Source organism: Streptomyces sp. 184, assembly GCF_045781775.1.
Lineage (GTDB): Bacteria > Actinomycetota > Actinomycetes > Streptomycetales > Streptomycetaceae > Streptomyces.
Window position 1 is genome coordinate 7,375,141 of record NZ_CP123230.1, and the last position, 16,711, is coordinate 7,391,851.

Annotated in this window: 14 protein-coding genes and 2 pseudogenes; 8 read left to right on the forward strand and 8 right to left on the reverse strand. The window is 75.6% G+C overall.

The genetic code is table 11. The features are described 5' to 3' along the window. Positions 1-66 precede the first annotated feature (66 nt). Positions 67-913 (forward strand): annotated as a pseudogene (locus tag QBL21_RS31330) (helix-turn-helix domain-containing protein); the annotation flags it as partial. On the opposite strand, the pseudogene QBL21_RS31335 reads toward QBL21_RS31330, so the two are convergent. Further along, a pseudogene (locus QBL21_RS31335) lies at positions 905-1,168 on the reverse strand (hypothetical protein); the annotation flags it as partial. The pseudogenes QBL21_RS31330 and QBL21_RS31335 overlap by 9 nt on opposite strands. Positions 1,169-1,276: 108 nt before the next feature. Continuing rightward, on the reverse strand, positions 1,277-1,522 hold the full coding sequence (locus QBL21_RS31340; protein ID WP_407565597.1) for a hypothetical protein: 246 nt from the start codon (positions 1,520-1,522) through the stop codon (positions 1,277-1,279). Positions 1,523-1,672: 150 nt separating this feature from the next. Here QBL21_RS31340 and QBL21_RS31345 point away from each other — a divergent pair, with 150 nt between their 5' ends. Further along, positions 1,673-2,146, forward strand: a complete 474-nt coding sequence (locus tag QBL21_RS31345) for a MarR family winged helix-turn-helix transcriptional regulator (RefSeq protein WP_407565598.1) — start codon at positions 1,673-1,675, stop codon at positions 2,144-2,146. 15 nt (positions 2,147-2,161) lie between these two features. Next, entirely contained in the window at positions 2,162-3,508 is a 1,347-nt protein-coding gene (locus tag QBL21_RS31350) for an MFS transporter (protein WP_407565599.1), read from the forward strand. Positions 3,509-3,614: 106 nt separating this feature from the next. Here the strand turns inward: QBL21_RS31350 and QBL21_RS31355 are convergent, their stop codons facing one another. Continuing rightward, on the reverse strand, positions 3,615-6,935 hold the full coding sequence (locus QBL21_RS31355; protein WP_407565600.1) for a sacsin N-terminal ATP-binding-like domain-containing protein: 3,321 nt from the start codon (positions 6,933-6,935) through the stop codon (positions 3,615-3,617). A gap of 173 nt (positions 6,936-7,108) precedes the next feature. Between QBL21_RS31355 and QBL21_RS31360 the strand changes: the two genes are divergently transcribed. The 3 genes from QBL21_RS31360 (at position 7,109) to QBL21_RS31370 (ending at position 10,297) form a co-directional block, all read left to right on the forward strand. Further along, on the forward strand, positions 7,109-8,350 hold the full coding sequence (locus QBL21_RS31360) for a hypothetical protein (protein WP_407565601.1): 1,242 nt from the start codon (positions 7,109-7,111) through the stop codon (positions 8,348-8,350). 243 nt (positions 8,351-8,593) lie between these two features. After that, positions 8,594-9,559, forward strand: coding sequence for a 2-oxoglutarate and iron-dependent oxygenase domain-containing protein (locus tag QBL21_RS31365; RefSeq protein ID WP_407565602.1), 966 nt, complete (start codon positions 8,594-8,596; stop codon positions 9,557-9,559). A gap of 93 nt (positions 9,560-9,652) precedes the next feature. Beyond that, positions 9,653-10,297, forward strand: a complete 645-nt coding sequence (locus tag QBL21_RS31370) for an HAD family hydrolase (RefSeq protein WP_407565603.1) — start codon at positions 9,653-9,655, stop codon at positions 10,295-10,297. A 46-nt stretch (positions 10,298-10,343) separates the two neighbouring features. Here QBL21_RS31370 and QBL21_RS31375 read toward each other — a convergent pair whose 3' ends face one another. Then, on the reverse strand, positions 10,344-10,583 hold the full coding sequence (locus tag QBL21_RS31375; RefSeq protein WP_407565604.1) for a hypothetical protein: 240 nt from the start codon (positions 10,581-10,583) through the stop codon (positions 10,344-10,346). A gap of 171 nt (positions 10,584-10,754) precedes the next feature. On the opposite strand from QBL21_RS31375, the gene QBL21_RS31380 reads away from it, so the two are divergent. Then, positions 10,755-11,138, forward strand: coding sequence for a cold-shock protein (locus QBL21_RS31380; protein ID WP_407565605.1), 384 nt, complete (start codon positions 10,755-10,757; stop codon positions 11,136-11,138). A gap of 118 nt (positions 11,139-11,256) precedes the next feature. On the opposite strand, the gene QBL21_RS31385 is transcribed toward QBL21_RS31380, so the two are convergent. The 4 genes from QBL21_RS31385 to QBL21_RS31400 all read right to left on the reverse strand — a co-directional run bounded on the left by QBL21_RS31385 (position 11,257) and on the right by QBL21_RS31400 (position 15,308). Next, positions 11,257-12,126, reverse strand: a complete 870-nt coding sequence (locus QBL21_RS31385; protein ID WP_407565606.1) for a 1,4-dihydroxy-6-naphthoate synthase — start codon at positions 12,124-12,126, stop codon at positions 11,257-11,259. 173 nt (positions 12,127-12,299) lie between these two features. Further along, the gene (locus QBL21_RS31390) at positions 12,300-12,971 is read right to left on the reverse strand and encodes a futalosine hydrolase (RefSeq protein WP_407566628.1); all 672 of its coding nucleotides are present in this window, start codon (positions 12,969-12,971) and stop codon (positions 12,300-12,302) included. 409 nt (positions 12,972-13,380) lie between these two features. After that, the gene (locus QBL21_RS31395; RefSeq protein WP_407565607.1) at positions 13,381-13,917 is read right to left on the reverse strand and encodes a hypothetical protein; all 537 of its coding nucleotides are present in this window, start codon (positions 13,915-13,917) and stop codon (positions 13,381-13,383) included. A gap of 26 nt (positions 13,918-13,943) precedes the next feature. Further along, the gene (locus tag QBL21_RS31400) at positions 13,944-15,308 is read right to left on the reverse strand and encodes an MFS transporter (RefSeq protein WP_407565608.1); all 1,365 of its coding nucleotides are present in this window, start codon (positions 15,306-15,308) and stop codon (positions 13,944-13,946) included. A gap of 334 nt (positions 15,309-15,642) precedes the next feature. On the opposite strand from QBL21_RS31400, the gene QBL21_RS31405 reads away from it, so the two are divergent. After that, positions 15,643-16,524, forward strand: a complete 882-nt coding sequence (locus QBL21_RS31405) for a DUF3027 domain-containing protein (RefSeq protein WP_407566629.1) — start codon at positions 15,643-15,645, stop codon at positions 16,522-16,524. The last annotated feature ends 187 nt before the right edge of the window (positions 16,525-16,711 follow it).

Consider the following 16,711-nt stretch of genomic DNA (forward strand, 5'->3'; position numbering starts at 1 on the left):
ATCGCGCCGGAACGGCCCAGCGCAAGCGGGTAGCTTCGAGGAAGCAGCGACGGAACGAAGCCGTGGATGCCCTCCCCCAGCGACGATCACCCGGGCGCACGTATCGCTGACCACCGGAAGCGGGCAGGGCCGACCCAGCGCGCCCTGGCCGGCAGAATTCCGTACTCGTACAGCCTCCTCACCCAGGTCGAGAGCGGCCACAAGCCGGCGAGTCCCGACCTGATCGCCGCCGTGGCGCGCACGCTGGCCATCGACGTCACGGCGCTGACCGGCCAGCCCGACGTGACCGAGTTGCAGCAGGACCGCCTGGCCGAGCTGATCCGCCCCATCCGCGAAGCCCTCGACCTCTACGACCTGGGGGCGGACCCGGAAGTCACCCCCCGGCCCGCGCCACAGCTCCTCGCCGCCGCCGCGCACCTGTGCGGCCAGGTACGGGCGACGCGGCTCCACGACGCGGCGTTGCACCTCCCGGACGTGATCGCCGAGATCACCACCGCCGCTCGGCGCGGTACGCCAGTACATGCGCGCGCTCGTCTACTTCCGCGAGGGCGAATACACGATCGGCCGACGCCTCATCTCCTCCGGCCACGGCCTGCTGGGCCAGGCCGCACCGTCGAGGGAGCGGAACGCGGTCGCCGGCCAGCTCCACCTGGGCGCCTGCATCATCGCGGCCCGAGCCCGCGACCGCGGTGCCGTGGACACGCATCTCACCGAGGCCCGCGCGCATGCGGAACGAGTGGGCGAGGCCGTGGACGTGCACTGGCTGTCCTTCGGCCCCACCAACGTCGCGGCCCACGCGGTGTCGGCGACCATCGAGATGCGCGGGTACGGCCGGGCGCCGGGGCATGCGTCGGAGTTCGCGGTCCCGAAAGACTGGCCGGTCTCACGTGCCGCACACCTCCATGTCGACCAACTCAGCAAACCACTCACGTTTGCTGGGCCCAGTCCTGCCGCCCCAGCCGCTAGCAGTGGATGACCAAGGGTCCGCAGTGGGTTCGCCACGACCGTCTTCCAGTCCCTCGAAGTCGGCGACGGCCGTCGTACCGGCGAGCGCCTCGGTCATGAGCCACGCGGCCCGGTCTGCCCACGAAGAATCTGAGGTTCGGAGGACGCGTTCACCTTCCGAAGCGAACAGGTCTGCGGGCCAGTGCAGTTCGTAGTTGCTCAGATGCGCCTGGCTCCACGCAAGCAGGCAGACACCACTCGTTCGCCGCTGGTGCCGAGCCAGCGGGTGTAACGCGCCACACCACACACCGACGGCGCCGCCGCGTGGCGGTTACTTGTGGGGGGCGTCGAGGTGCCAGGGGTGTGGGGCGGTGGGCGGGTTGCCGGGGCCGGGGGTGGGCCAGTGGGTGAGGCGGGCGGTTGCTTCTGTGGTCGCCCGGAAGCGTTCGTCGAAGTCGTTGCGCTGGAGCAGTTGCAGCACGTAGTCCTGTACCGCCATGTCCCGCTTCGCCGCGTGGTCGCGGAGGCGGTCGAGGAGTTCGCCGTCTATTCGCAGACTCAGCACGTATGTCCCCATGCCGCTCAGGGTTGCCCGTCGTGTGTACCGGGGGCGGGCTTTCCCGTACAGGGTCATCCTTTCGGGTGGCGCGGGGCGCGCAGGCCGTAACCTCCTCTGTCTCGACTTCTGCGTTTTACTTAGACAAGGTAATGAGGTACTCTAATGACCATGCCTGACCTGTCCCAGGAGGAGAACGCCGCCGCGGTGAACTCACTCCGCTCCGCGATCATGCGCCTGACCCGCCGGCTGCGGCACCAGCGCGTGGACGAGTCGCTGAGCCCGACCGAGATGTCGGTGCTCGGCACCCTCTTCCGCTGCGGCCCCCTCGGCCCCGGTGAGCTGGCGCGCAAGGAGCATGTCCAGCCGCCGTCGATGACGCGCATCGTCGCCATGCTGGAGACCAAGGGGCTGGTCCGGCTGGAGCCGCACCCGGAGGACCGGCGGCAGAAGGTGGTCAGCCAGACCGAGCAGGCCGAGGCGATGCTCGAAGAGAGCCGCCGCAAGCGCAACGCCTGGCTCGCCGAGCTGGCCGCGGGGCTGTCCGAGGAGGAGTGGGCCACGCTCCGCGAGGCCGCGCCGGTGCTCGAAAAGCTGGCACACCTGCCCATGTCGGAGGCGCACCACGCTGACGGAAGACGATGACCGGAGGAGAAAGCTTTGCGTACGGGACCCGGAGCAGACTCCGCACCCGCACCCGATGACTACGAAGAAGAGAGCAGCAGGCGCAGCACCTTCAGCTCACTGAGGATCCGCAACTACCGGCTCTTCGCCGGCGGCCAGGTGGTCTCCAACACCGGTACCTGGATGCAGCGCATCGCGCAGGACTGGCTGGTGCTCAGCCTCACCGGCTCCGCCACCGCCGTCGGCATCACCACGGCGCTCCAGTTCCTGCCCATGCTGCTGTTCGGCCTCTACGGCGGCGTACTCGCCGACCGGCTGCCCAAGCGCAAGCTGCTCCTCGCCACCCAGGCCGCCATGGGCCTCATCGGCCTCGCGCTCGCGGCGCTCACGCTCAGCGGAGCCGTCACGGTGTGGCACGTCTACCTGATGGCGTTCCTGCTCGGCCTCGCCACGGTCGTCGACAACCCGGCGCGGCAGGTGTTCGTCGCCGAACTGGTCGGCAAGGAGCAGATGCAGAACGCCGTCAGCCTCAACGCCGCCAACTTCCAGACGGCGCGGCTGCTCGGCCCCGCCGTCGCCGGTGTCCTCATCACCGCCGTGGGCAGCGGCTGGGCCTTCCTGCTCAACGGGCTGTCCTTCATCGCCCCCATCACCGGGCTGCTGCTCATGCGCTCCGCGGAGCTGTACCGCGTCGAGCGCGCGCCGCGCGGCAAGGGGCAGTTGCGCGAGGGCCTGAAGTACGTCGCCGGGCGGCCGGAGCTGCTGTGGCCGATCGTGCTGGTCGGCTTCATCGGCACGTTCGGCTACAACTTCCCGATCTGGCTCACGGCGTACGTGGACGAGGTCTTCCACGGTGACGCCGGCACGTACGGCCTGCTGAACTCGCTGATGGCCGCCGGGTCGCTGGGCGGCGCGCTGTTCGCGGCGCGGCGCGGGGTGAGCCGGATGCGGCTGACGGTGATCGCGGCGGTGGCGTTCGGGGTGCTGGAGATCGTCGCGGCGGTGTCGCCGGCGTTCTGGCTGTTCGCGGCGCTGCTGGTGCCGGTGGGCGCGGCCGGGCTGCTGTTCAACACGACCGCGAACGCGAACGTCCAGCTCGCCACGGACGAGGCCATGCGCGGGCGGGTGATGAGCCTGTTCGTGATGGTGTTCGTCGGCGGCACGCCGATCGGCGGGCCGATCGTGGGCTGGGCGACGGACACGTTCGGCGCGCGGATCGGGTTCCTGACGTGCGGGGTGATATCGGCGGTGGCGGCCGTCACGGTGGGGCTGGTGCTGGCCCGGGTCGGAGGGCTGCGGCTGCGGATAGACCTGCGGCGGGGGCGCAAGCACGTCGCGTTCGTGCCGTCGCAGCGGGCGGAGGAGCTGGCTCCGGCGGCCTGACGCCCGGGCTGCTTTCCTTCTTGCCGCTCGCCTTCCCTGGGGCCGTACGACGTTTCGTACGGCCCCACTTCGTGCCGTGCGCGCCCCCGTCGTGCCGTACGGGCCCTCAGTCGAACCAGCGGGCCTCCCCCAGCTCCCGCGTCCGCGTCGGGTCCTCCAGCAGCGCCGCCGCCTCGAACCGGCGCGCCCACTGCCCCGTCGCCCACGCGAGACCCGCCGCCAGGCCCTCCATCGTCGCCGCGTGGACCGTGCCGTCCGGGGTGCGGCGCCAGTCGAGTTCGGTGCCGCCGGCGGTCAGTTGTCCGTGTTCCTGGTACGTCGCCGGGGTGTCCGCGCCCAGCAGGTCCCGTACCGCCCACGGCACCTCGCGGACCTCGCCGGCCGTCTCCACCCGGGCCTCGTACGCCTCCGTCAGCCGCCGGACCTGGAGGAGTTCGCCCAGCGCCGCCGCCCGCCGCGGGGCGACCGGGAGCAGGGGGTGGGCGGTGGCCAGCGGCACCAGGTCGGGGGCGTCCGCGACGAGGGCCTCGCCGGCCGGCACCACCTCCGTGGCGCCGTCGCGGACCGCGCGGAGGTCGTCCGGGAGGGTGACGTCGGCGGGGTCGAGGTCGGCGAGGAGGGTGTACAGGGCGTGCAGCCGGTCCGGGGTGACCTCGTGGGCGGGGTCGGCGAGGCGGGCGAGCAGTTCCGCGGCGCCGCCCGGCTCGTCGAGGAGCGCGGCGGCGGAGGTGCGTACGCCCAGGGCCCGCAGGACCTGTTCGTCGGCGACCGCGGAGGCGTCGGCCGGCTCGTACAGGCCGGTGAGCAGCGGGTCGCCGCCCGCGGCGCGCAGGCCGGCGGGCGGGCGGCCGTCGAGCACGGGGTTGCCGCGCAGCCACCAGGCGGTGTACGGGCGTACGAGGTGCGCCTCGCCGTCCGGCAGCAGGACGCGCGCCGGGCGCGTCAGGGCCTCGCGCAGCGGCGGGCGGGAGAGCAGCGCGAGCGCCTGCGGCCAGTGCTCCTCGTCCACGAGGTCCAGGTCCCGTACGCCCACCAGCTCGGTGAGCACCGGCGGCACTCCGGTGTCCGGCAGTTGGTCGAGGACGTCCTCGCACCACACGTCGACGGCGTCGAGGAGCCCGGCGTCGTCGGGTTCGGGGTAGTCGGCTTCGCGGGGCTCCAGCTCGTCGGGGTCGAGGACGACGTCCTCTGCCCGTACGAGCGCGAAGTCCGCCTGCACCCCGACCGCCGTCAACGGCTCCTCGCCCCACCGCTCGACCAGGTCGGCGGCGCAGACAGCCAGCTCACCCGGTCGGATGACGGCGGCGAACGGGCTGCCGGGGTAGACGAGTTCGCCGGCGGGGGCCGGCTCGCCGTCCTCGTCGGGCAGCGCGAGCGCGCCCAGCCACGGTTCGTCGCCCGGCTCCAGGTGGGCGTCGCGGACCAGCCCGAGGACGATGTCCGCCAGCTCCTCCGGACCCGGCGCGCCCTGCTCGGGCCCCTCGTCGAACCACACCTCCCCCGCGTCCAGCGACCCCGCCACCGCCGCCCGCACCTGCGGCGTCGTCAGCACGGCGCGCGGCGTGGCGGGCACGGCCCCGAGCTGCTCCAGCACGGGGTGCGCGGCGTCGGGGTCGGCGACACGCAGCCCGAGGCGGGCCAGGCGCGGGGGCTGCCGGTCGTCGCCGCCGGCCGGCAGCAGCACCTGCCGCGGGCCGACGACGACGCGGCCGTCGGCGAGCGGCACGGGCAGGCCGCCCAGCTCCTCGGGGTCGGTGCCGGCGAGGGACCCGTAGAGGGCGTGCCACCAGGTCGCGGGCCGCTCGACGCTGCTGAGCCGCTCGACGAGTTCGCCGAGCGGCAGCCGGGCGACGCCGAGGGTGCGCAGCTCGCCGCGGCGCTCCAGACCGGCGGGCAGGAGGTGCGGGAAGACGTCGCCGAGCCGCCGCACCGTCTCGGCGCCGCCGCCCTCGGCGACGAGCGCGTCGCGGGGGCGCAGCGGCTGCGGCTTGGCGCCCTCCTCGGGCGCGGCGGGCGGCAGGAACGCGATGTCGGGGAGGAGCCGCAGGATGCCGGCGCGCAGGGCGCCGTCCAGCTCGCCGCGGCCGAGGGGCCCGGGGACGAGGTCGATGGTGCCGGGGCCCAGGGGCTCCCAGTCGGCGAGGAGTGCGGCGTAGGCGTCGGCGGCGCGGGCGACGAGGTGGTCGGTGAGCGGGCCGGGGGCGAGGTGGCGGCGGGTGGGTTCGAGGGGGAAGGAGGCGATGAGGAGCGCGGGGACGCCGAGGGGCTCTTCGGTGGGGGTGGGGGCGTGGAGCACGGGAGCCGTGGTCGGCGCGGCGGGGGCGCCGTCGGCGCCCACGGGGACGGCCCAGGTGACAATCCAGGTGGGGCGGAGGCGTTCCTCGACGGGGCGGTCGGCGAGGAGGTGGGGGTCGAGCCGGCCGGCGGCGGCGCGGGTGCGGTAGCGGGTGGCGGTGGGGGCCGGCTCCGGGGCGGTGGTGGGGTCGGCGGTCGGGTCGGCGGCGAGGGGGTGGGCGGCGGGTTCCGTCCCGGTGCGGGGCCGTGGGCCCGTACGGCCGGTGTCCTCGATGACCGTGTACGGGCCGTCCTCGCGGCGGCGCAGCGTCCGTACGCCCTCGGGGGTCTCCACGACGACCTCGGCGAGGCCGGGCAGGGCGAGCAGGAGCGCGTCGTCGACGCCGGCGAGCAGGCGGCGGGCGAGGGCGGCGGCGGCCGGGTCGCGCAGCGGGAGCCGGACGGCGGTGTCGTAGCCCTCGGGTACGGCCGTGGCGTCGGCCTCCGCGAGGGGCAGCGGCAGGCGGAGCAGGGGGACGTGGCCGTCGCGGCGGTCGGCTTCGTCGGCGAGCGCGGGGTTGCGTTCGGCCGTCGTACGGACCAGCTCCCGCGCCTCCGCCAGCGACCACCGCACCCGGGCGCCGCCCCGGGAGACGACCTCCGGCGCGTCGCTGACGGCCAGCACGGCGGAGAACCCCACGCCGAACCGCCCGACGGCCTCGTCGGTGTCCTCCCCGCGCTTGGCGGACGCCCGCAGCGTGGACAGCGACTCGACGCCGGCGGCGTCGAGCGGAGCACCGGTGTTGGCGACGGTCAGCACCCCGGCGGACGCGCCGGAACCCGTCGCGGAACTGGTCGCGGAACCCGGGTCGGAACCCGCGGCGGACCCCGGGGCGGCGTCCGCGGCAGCGGCGGTGTCCGGGGTCAGCGTCAGCCGGAGCCGGCCCGCCGCCGCGCCGCGGGCCGCCGCGTCCGCGGCGTTCTGGGCCAGTTCGACCACCAGCCGGTCGCGGTAGCCGCCGAGGGCCAGGTCCTCCTCGGCGTTGGCGTCCTCCCGGAAGCGGGCGGCCGACGCCGCCCAGGCGTCGAGCGCCGCGGCGCGCAGCCGGGCGGTGGGGTCGGCCACGGGGTCCAGGGGGTCCACGGGGTCCACTGAGGGCTCCTTGTCGCGGGGGGTGCCGGTCGCCGCAGCGTATTCGGTCCCCGGCCGCGTACGGGCGGCGCACCGGCCCCCGCGGGCGCCGGACAGCCGTGCGCGGGGGCGAGGGGGTGCCCCCGCGCGCGGTACCGTCGAGAAGTCAACAGCGCACGGCCGTAGGGGATTCGGTGGGCATCGAGAGCGACCAGCTCGTGTACGACTACCTGAGCCGCGTCGGCGACCTCGCGCAGCAGCGTGCCCTGCCCTCCGGGCAGCGCATGCGGCTGGTCAACGAACTGCGGGCCGGCATCGACAAGGTGCGCGCCGCCGAGGGCGCGCACACCGTGTCCGCGGTGAAGCAGGTGCTGGCCCGGTTCGGCAGCCCCGGGGACATCGTCGAGGCCGCCAAGCGGGACCCCGCCTCCGCGGTGCCGGAGGTCGCGGTGCAGCCCGGGGAGCCGCCGGCCGGGGGCGGCGGGCTGGCGTCGCGGCTGCCGCGCCCGCGGGTCGGCGGGTCCGAGGGGTGGCGGGGCCGGCTCCCCCGGCCGCGTACCGGCGGCGAGCCGGGCGGCAGGGAGGCGAAGCGCTCCGCGCGCCCCGTCCCCGAGGTCCCCGGGCCCGCGCCCGCGCCCGCGGACTTCACGCCGCCCGCCGAGCCGCCCCCCACCGCCGCCGCCCCGCCGCACCTCGCCGGCGAGGACGAACTCGACACCGCGCACGGCGACCCCGACTGGTGGCGTGTGGAGCCCGCGCCGTTCGGCGGCCCGATGCCCGGCGCCGGCGGCGGCGCCGACAACGTGCCGGGGTTCAGCGGCGGCATCGAGCTGCCGGAGCTGTTCCAGCCGCCGGAGCAGCAGGCCGAGGACGGGGCGGGGAAGAAGCCGGGGACGCAGCAGGGCGGCGGCGCGGGCGCCGTGGGACGCGCCGCCCGCGCCGCGAAGGCGGCGAAGGCGGCGAACGCGGCGCGCGCGGCCAGGGCCGCGAAGGCCAAGGAGGCCCGCCGCGAGGCGGCGGAGGCCGAGGACGAGGAGGACTACGAGGACGACACCCCCTCGGCCCCCCGCGGCGCCGCCACCCGCGAACTGCTGCGCAGCGCCGGCCTGCTGGAGGTGCTGGCGATGGGCGCGCTGCTGGGGGGCGCGGCGCTCGGTCAGTGGATGGCGTCGGTCGTCGGCTGGCTGCTGGTGTACGGGTCGCGGCGGCTGTCGATGACGGAGAAGAAGTGGGCCGCGCTCGGCATGCCGGGCACGGTGGGGTTCGGTGCGCTGGTGTGGCTGTGGGGGCGGTACACCGAGCGGTGGGGTGAGCCGGTGAAGGAGGGGACGATGGGGCAGGAGTTCTCGGACATGCTCCCCACCCTGATCCGGGTCGCGGCGGTCGCCTCGACGCTCTTCCTGCTGTGGCGGGCCCGGCGGCGGCTGCGCGGCTAGCGCCGGGGGCGGGGGCGTAGGGCGGCGAACCGCGGGCGTACGGCGGCGGGTCGGGCGGCGTACGGCGGCGGGTCGGGCGGCGTACGGCCGCGGGTCGGGCCGCGTGCTGCGGCGGGTCGGGCCGCGTGCTGCGGCGGGTCGCGAGCGCCGTACCGTACGGGCCCGGCGGTCGCACCGGGCCGCTGTACGGAGCCGTCAGCCGCCGCCACAATGAGGCACCACTCCGCAGAGAGAGGCAGCCGCATGAGCAGACCCCCCGTCGACCTCGTCGACCTCGAAGCGTGGCGGTCCGGCGGCCCGGACGAGCGGCGGCAGGTCCTCGCCCGGCTCGACGCGTCGCTGCGCGGGACCGGGTTCGTGATGGTCACCGGCCACGGCGTGGACCCCGCCCTGCGCGAGTCCGTCAGGAAGGCCGCGCACACCGCCTTCGACCTGCCCTCGGGAGTCAAGGACGGCTACCGCAACGTGGGCAGCGGCGGCTGGACCGGCCCCGGGGGGATATCCGCGGGCGCCATCCAGGACGCGGCGAGCCCGCCGGACCTGGTGGAGCTGTGGAGCTTCTACCCGCACCACCCGGGAGTGTGGCCGGCCGAGGTGCCCGACCTGCGGGAGCCGGTCGAGGAGTACCTGCGCCAGATGCGGCGCCTGTCGCGCGAACTGCTCGGACTCCTCGCCGCCGCACTCGGCGAACCGTCCGACTTCCTCACCCGCCACGACACGGACGCGGCCTGGCAGTGCACCATCAACTGGTACGGGAGCAGGCAGCAGACCGGCGCGCCGCGCCCGGGGCAGTTCCGGCTCGGCGCGCACCAGGACTGGGACCTGATGGCCGTACTGGACCGCCAGCACGGCCTGGGCTGCCTCCAGGTCCGCACGGATCCGCCGGACCCCGCGGACGCGGAGGCGGAGACGGACGACGGCCGGGAGGCCGGCTGGCAGGACGCCCCGTACCACCCCGAGGTCGACGCCCTGACCGTCAACCTCGGTGAGCTGGGCGCCATGTGGAGCGGCGAGCGGTGGCGGGCGGGCTGGCACCGGGTGCTGCCGCCGCCGGCGGACGCGCCGGCGGAACAGCTCATGTCGCTGGTCTGGTTCTACAACCCCGGCCCGGACACGCCGATGCCGCCGGCCGCCGCCGCGCGGGGGGAGCGCACCGCCACGGTGGGCGAGTTCCTGGACGAACGGCTCCAGGCCATCCTGCTGTCCTGACGCCCGGCCTCGCGCATGTCCTGACGCACGCCCGGCCACACGTCCCGGCGTACCGCCCGTCCCGGCGAAATCGGCGGCGGGCAGAATCGACGTGTGCCTACTCCCTCCGCGCCGCCGTCTTTCACGGTCGGCTTCGACCTGGACATGACCCTCATCGACTCCCGGCCCGGGATCAAGGCGGTGTACGAGGCGATCGTCGCCGAGACCGGCGTGTACGTCGACACCGACCTCGTGACCTCCCGCCTCGGGCCGCCGGTGGAGAGCGAGCTGGCGAACTGGTTCCCCGCGGACCGCGTCGCAGCCCTGGGCGACCGCTACCGCGCCCTCTACCCCGACCTGGGCATCGCCCCCACCACCGCCCTGCCCGGCGCCGCCGCGGCCATCGCGGCGGTACGGGCCGCGGGCGGCCGGGCCCTGGTGGTCACCGCCAAGAGCCGGCCGCTGGCGAAGCTGCACATCGACCACCTGGGCCTGGCGCCGGACGCGGTGGTCGGCGGGCTGTGGGCGGACGCGAAGGCGGAGGCGCTGACGGAGTACGGCGCGTCGGCGTACGTCGGCGACCACGTCGGTGACGTCGCGGGCGCGCGGGCGGCGCGGGTGCTGTCGGTGGCGGTGGCCACGGGGCCGTGCCCGGCGGAGGAACTGCGGGCGGCGGGGGCGGATGTCGTACTGCCGGATCTGACGGCGTTCCCGGGGTGGCTGGCGGAGCACCGGGCGGGGGCGGCGGGGGCCGGCTGAGCGCGTCCTGCGCGCGGGCCCGGGGGCCGGGGGCGCGGCCCGTACGCTACGGCGCCGCCTGCCGCGTCTCGCGCCGGGCCGCGGATGCGGAACGGAACAGTCCGGCCAGCGCCAGCCCGAAGCCGACGCCCATCAGCATCGAAACCAGATACGCGGCTGTCGGCAGCGGATCCGCCCCGATGAAGAAGGGGATAAAAGTGACGAACGTGCCGAGCGCGCCGACGAGGAAGACGATCGCTCCGGCGCGTACGAGCAGATCGCCGGGGCGGGAGGTTCCGGTGTTCACGCCACCAGGGTAGGCGGCGCTCTCGGCGGCGCGGGATATGCGCTGAGGAAGCACCCGGCGACATCTTGTCACCACGCGGGGGACCATTAGCCTTGAGGTGGCGGGTCACTGGACCCGCTCTCCTGCTCTTTCACGGCAGCGAGCACGAAAACGAAGACAGGGCGACGACACGTGCCTACCGGCAAAGTCAAGTGGTTCAACAGCGAGAAGGGCTTCGGCTTCCTCTCCCGCGACGACGGCGGTGACGTCTTCGTGCACTCGTCGGTGCTGCCGGACGGAGTGGACACGCTCCGGCCGGGCCAGCGCGTCGAGTTCGGCGTGGTGGCCGGCCAGCGCGGCGACCAAGCGCTGTCCGTGACGCTGCTGGACCCCACCCCGTCGGTCGCGGCCGCGCAGCGGCGCAAGCCGGACGAGCTGGCGTCGATCGTGCAGGACCTGACGACGCTGCTGGAGAACGTGACGCAGCAGCTCGAACGCGGCAGGTACCCGGACAAGGCATCCGGCCGGAAGATCGCCGGGATGCTCCGGGCCGTCGCCGATCAGCTGGACGTCTGAGGGCGGGGGGCACGGGGACGCCTACGCGCACGGGTACGTACGCCTGCGGGTACGGGCACGCAGCCGCCCGTACGGGCGGCGCTGCCGCGGGCCCGCGGCGGGGGACGCGGGCCGTCCGCTACGGGAACGCCAGCGCGTCCGGGCCGAGCGGCGGCACCAGCCCCTCCGCCGCCGCCCGGGTGAGCAGCCCGCGCACCGCCGCGTAGCCGTCCTCGCCGAGGTCGGCGGTGAACTCGTTGACGTACAGCCCGATGTGCTGGTCCGCCACCGCCGGGTCCATCTCCTGCGCGTGCGCCATCACGTACGCCCGCGACGCTTCCGGGTCGTCCCACGCCATCCGCACCGAGGAGCGGGCCGCGGCGGCGAGCGCGTGCAGCGTCTCGGTGCCCAGCGCGCGGCGGGCGACGATGGCGCCGAGGGGGATGGGCAGGCCGGTGGTGGCCTCCCAGTGCTCACCCATGTCGGCGAGGCTGTGGAGCCCGTAGTCCCGGTAGGTGAAGCGGGCCTCGTGGATGACGAGCCCGGCGTCGACCTTGCCGTCGCGGACGGCGGGCATGATCTCGTGGAACGGCATGACGACGATCTCGCCGACCCCGCCCGGCACTTCGGTCGCGGCCCAGAGCCGGAAGAGCAGGTAGGCGGTCGACCGCTCCCCGGGCACGGCGACGGTGCGGCCGGCGAGGTCGGCGGGGTCCTGCCGCCCGGCGGTCAGCACCAGCGGCCCGCAGGCCCGGCCGAGTGCGCCGCCGCAGGGGAGGAGGGCGTACCGGTCGAGGACGTACGGGAGGACGGCGTACGACACCTTGAGCACGTCCAGCTCGCCGCGCTCGGCCATGCCGTTGGTGAGGTGGATGTCGGCGAAGGTGACGTCGAGGGGCGGGGCGCCGGGGACGAGGCCGTGGGCCCAGGCGTGGAAGACGAAGGTGTCGTTGGGGCAGGGGGAGTAGGCGATCCGGAGCGCCTGCGCGGGGGTGCTCGGCGAGGTCATCGGTGGCTCCTCTCCGTCTGGGTGGGGCGGGGCGGGCGGTACGGCCCCGGGCCGGCGGCGGGCGGACCTGCGGCGGGCGGGGCCGGTGTCGGCGGGGTGGGCCTGCGGCGTCGGGATCGGGAGGCGACGGGGGTCGGGGGGCGGCGGGATCGCGCCGTGACCGAGGAGGGTGCCTACGGCGGCACGCCGGGGTTGTCAGCGGAGCCGCCTACCCTTGGGTGGGAGTGCGGGGGAGGTAGGGGGGCGAAGTCGGGCAGGGCCGCGAAGGCGGCCGTCAGGGCGGCAAGGGCCTGCGGGATGCGCCAGGCGGCGCGGTCGCGGGGGCCCACGGCGTTGGACACCGCGCGGATCTCCAGCACCGGCACCCCGTGCCGGACCGCGGCCTCGGCGACGCCGAAGCCCTCCATCGCCTCGGCGGCGGCGCGCGGATGACGCCGCAGCAGCTCGGCGGCGCGCTCGGCGGAGCCGGTGACGGTGGACACGGTCAGCACGGTACCCAGCACGGCGCCGGTCGCCTCCGCCGCCGCCCGCGCCGTCTCCGGCGGCGAGCGGTGCACGACGGCGCCGAAGCCCAGCTCCGTGACCGGCACGAACCCGTCCGGCGTCGCGGCGCCCAGGTCCGCGACCGTGATCTCGTCCGCCACGACCACCCCGCCCACGGGCACGGCCCCCGCGAAGCCGCCGCCGATCCCGGCGGAGACGACGAGGTCGTACGGAACGGGCGCCGTGGCCAGCGCCGTGGCGGTGGCAGCGGCGGCGGCAGCGGGACCCACCCCGCCGGCCACGACGTCGAAGCCCCGCCCGGCCCGCCCGACGGCCTCGGCCTCGGCGGCGACGGCACACATCACCAACACCCGCGCCCCACGCACCCGCCCTAGGGTAGGCGCCTCCGCTGACAACAACACCTGCCCACCGCCCGCCACCACCGCGTCCGCACGACCGACAGCGTCCTCGCGGGCGACAGCACCGCCACGGGCAGCGACATCGCCGCCCCCGCGGCCGACCACAACGCCATCCCCACGGCCGGACACCACTGCACCCCCGCGGCCGACCGCAACGCCGTCCCCGTAACCGCCCACGTCGCCGCCCCCGCAACGGCCCGCGCCACCGGCCCCGTGGCCGACCCCGGAATCCACCGCCTCGCCGACCGCGAAACGGCGCACGCCGCCCCCGCCCGGCCCTGTGCCCCCGGCGCCCCGCCGCCCGCCGTCAGGCGTCGCCGCGCCGCCGGCGGGCGTCACTGCCGTCGTCCCGTCAGGACTGCTTCCGCTTCAGGTCGAAGCTCCACGCGCCCTTGTAGTTGCCGTCGTCGTCGATCTCCACGATGCCGACCTTCGCCTTGTCGCTCTGCACCGGCGCCTGCCCCGGCTGCGACTGCGCGTTGAAGAACTGGTCCGAGTTGTACGACGCGTACGTGTGCTTGCTCGGCCGCGGCGTCACCAGCCGGCCGTCCACGAACAGCACCCACCCGCTGTCCGCGATGTCCGGCTCCACGCCGATCCGTACCGGGTCGCCCGCGTCCACGGTGATCGACGCCTCCGCCCGCTCCCCGACGCACACCTCAAGCTCGTCGTTGGGGATGTTCTTCCCGTCGTTGTAGCACTGCGCCTCCGTGCTCGCCGTCCGGCCGCCCACCGTGATCTGCGCCAGCGGTGTCGGCTTCTCGCACGCGGACAGGGCGAAGGCGGAGACCACGACGGCGCCGAGGGCCGCCGCGGTGCGGCGGCTGCGGCGGCCGCCGCGGGGGCCCCGGGCAGGGGAGAACGCGGTGGTGGCGGGCGCACTGGTCATGCGGGCAGGCTACCTGTCGCCCCCGGTCAGGCCACGCGCGGGTGCGGCGTGCCGTGGCGGCCGGCGGTGAGCAGCCCTCGTACGGTCGCGGCCAGTCCGAAGGCGACGACGGCCGCGCCCGCCGCCATGCCGCCGACCCCGTTGAGCGGCAGCAGGATGCCGGTCGCGCCGCCCGCGACCCACGACAACTGGATCACCGTCTCGGAGCGCGCGAACGCCGACGTGCGCACGTACTCCGGTACGTCCCGCTGGATCAGCGCGTCCAGCGACAGCTTCGCCAGCGACTGCGCGAACCCGGCCATCGCCGCGACGCAGATCAGCGCCGGCAGCGAGTAGAAGACCGCCGCCAGCACCGTCGTCGTCAGAGCGAGCGACAGCAGCACGGCGATCAGCTTCTCCGGTCCGCGGGCGCGCAGCCACGAGCCGATGACCGAGCCCAGCGCGTTGCCCGTGCCGGCGGCGACGGCCGCCATGCCGAGCGTCAGTTCCGGCCGCAGCCCGCCCGGCGGGTTGTCGCGCAGCAGAAACGCCAGGAACAGCGTCATCAGTCCGGACAGCACGCGCAGCGCGGAGTTGGCCTGGAGCGCGTACAGCACGGAAGGGCCGACGGAGCGCAGCCCCGGCTTGCGCGACGACCGCAGCCGGCCGCCCTCCCCGGACGCCAGCCGCGCCTTGCCCTCGCCGCGCGCGGAGTCGACGGCCGGCGGCATCCGGAAGGCCAGGAAGACGCCGAAGCCGAAGATGACCATCGCCCCGTAGAGCGGGAAGCTCGGCCCGATGACGTGCAGCAGCCCGCCGATCGGCGCGGCCAGCCCGGTGGCGAGGAGCCCGGCGAGCGTCACCCGGCTGTTGGCCTTCACCAGCGAGATGCGCCGGGGCAGCAGCCGCGGCACGACCGCGGAGCGCACGACCCCGTACGACTTGGAGCACACCAGCACCCCGAGGGCCGCCGGGTACAGGCTCAGGTCGCCGGTCTTCACCGCCCCCGACAACACCAGCGCCAGCAGCACGCGCACCAGCATCGTGCCGGCCATGGCGGCGCGACGGCCGTGCGGGATGCGGTCCAGCAGGGGGCCGACGACGGGGGCGAGCAGCGCGAACGGGGCCATGGTGATGGCGAGGTAGAGCGCGACCCGGCCCCGGGCCTCGTCGGTCGGTACGGAGAAGAAGACGGTCGACGCCAGCGCGACGGTGATCATCATGTCGCCGGCGGCGTTGACCATGTGCAGCTCCATCAGCCGCCCGAGGCCCGACTCCCCCGCGCCCTGCGCGTGCGTGGCCTTGCGGATCCGGCGGCCCGCGCCGACCACCGGCAGGCGCACGGCGCGCCCGACCGCCCGGCCCGCGTGCTTCAGCGGGCCGGTCGCCGGAGCGGTGCTGTCCTCGGCCACCTCGCCATAGTGCCCGCACGCGGCACCGTTGGGCGAGAACCCGGTGGGGGCGCATGCGGTCATCCGGAGTTTCCACGGGTGGTCCGTACGGGGCACACGGCAGCCCGGCCGGGGGCGCAGGGGCGCGGCGGGCCCGTACGGCAGGTGGTGGGCGTACGGTCCAGGCGCGGCGCCAGGTAGGGTGAATGACGCGCCTCTGAGTGTGTCGTGAGGATACGAGCGTTGACGCGGCCCCCCGGTCCGCTCCCTCGGCTCCCGCGCCTCGCCCGGCCGTCCGTACCGAAAGACTGTGAGCCAGATGAGCCCTGCGAACAGCCCCGTCCAGACGACCGCGGTGCGCGGCGCCGCGGTGCGGAGCCGCGTCACCCCCGACCAGCAGTGCGCCGACGCCGTCGATCTCGCCCGCGCGGCGGCCGAAGAGGCCGCGGGTGCGGACCAGGTCGGCGAGCACATCGGCGTCACCGCCGACGACACGCGCGTGGTGACCCACCTCTTCGAGTGCCGGCTGCCCGGCTACCGCGGCTGGCGGTGGGCGGTGACCGTCGCGCGGGCGTCGCGCGCGCGGGCGGTGACGCTCGACGAAACGGTGCTGCTGCCCGGCACGGACGCGCTGCTGGCGCCGGAGTGGGTGCCGTGGCACGAGCGGCTGCGCCCCGGCGACCTCGGGCCGGGCGACCTGCTGCCCACGGAGGACCAGGACCTGCGGCTGGAGCCGGGGCTCGCGGTCGGCGAGGACGAGCTGGAGCCGACCCTGCCCGTGGACCTCGCGGACCTCGCGGAGGCCGGCGCCGGGGACGCGGAGGAAGCGGGCGCGGCCACGGTCGCCGACGCGGACGCCGAACGGGCGCGCCCCGGGGGCCTGCCGCGGCGCGCGGAGATCGCGGCCGTCGCCGACGAACTGGGCATGACCCGGCACCGGGTGCTCTCCCGCTACGGGCTGCACAGCGCCGCGGACCGCTGGGAAGAGGAGTTCGGCCCCAAGACGCCGATGGCGCAGGCCGCGCCGGCGTCGTGCGTGAGCTGCGGCTTCCTCATGCCGCTTGCGGGCTCGCTGCGCCGCGCCTTCGGCGTCTGCGCGAACGAGTTCGCCCCGGCGGACGGGCACGTGGTCTCGCTCGCGTACGGCTGCGGGGGGCACTCGGAGGCGGCGGTGATGCCGAAGGCGGTGGAGCCCGCGCCGCCGGTGCTGGACACGATGGGCGCGGACCCGACCTAGTCCGCTGGTCCGCGCCGTACGTCCCCCGCCGGACGAACGTCCGGCCGCCGCCCCGCGCGTGGCCGCCGGAGGCGGTGCCGGCCCGGACGGGCCCGGGCCGCCGCGGCCGGCCGCGCACCGCGGATCCCGGCCCGGCCCCCGGCCCCGGCCCGGCCCCCGGCCCCGGCCCGGGCCCCGGTTCCGGCCC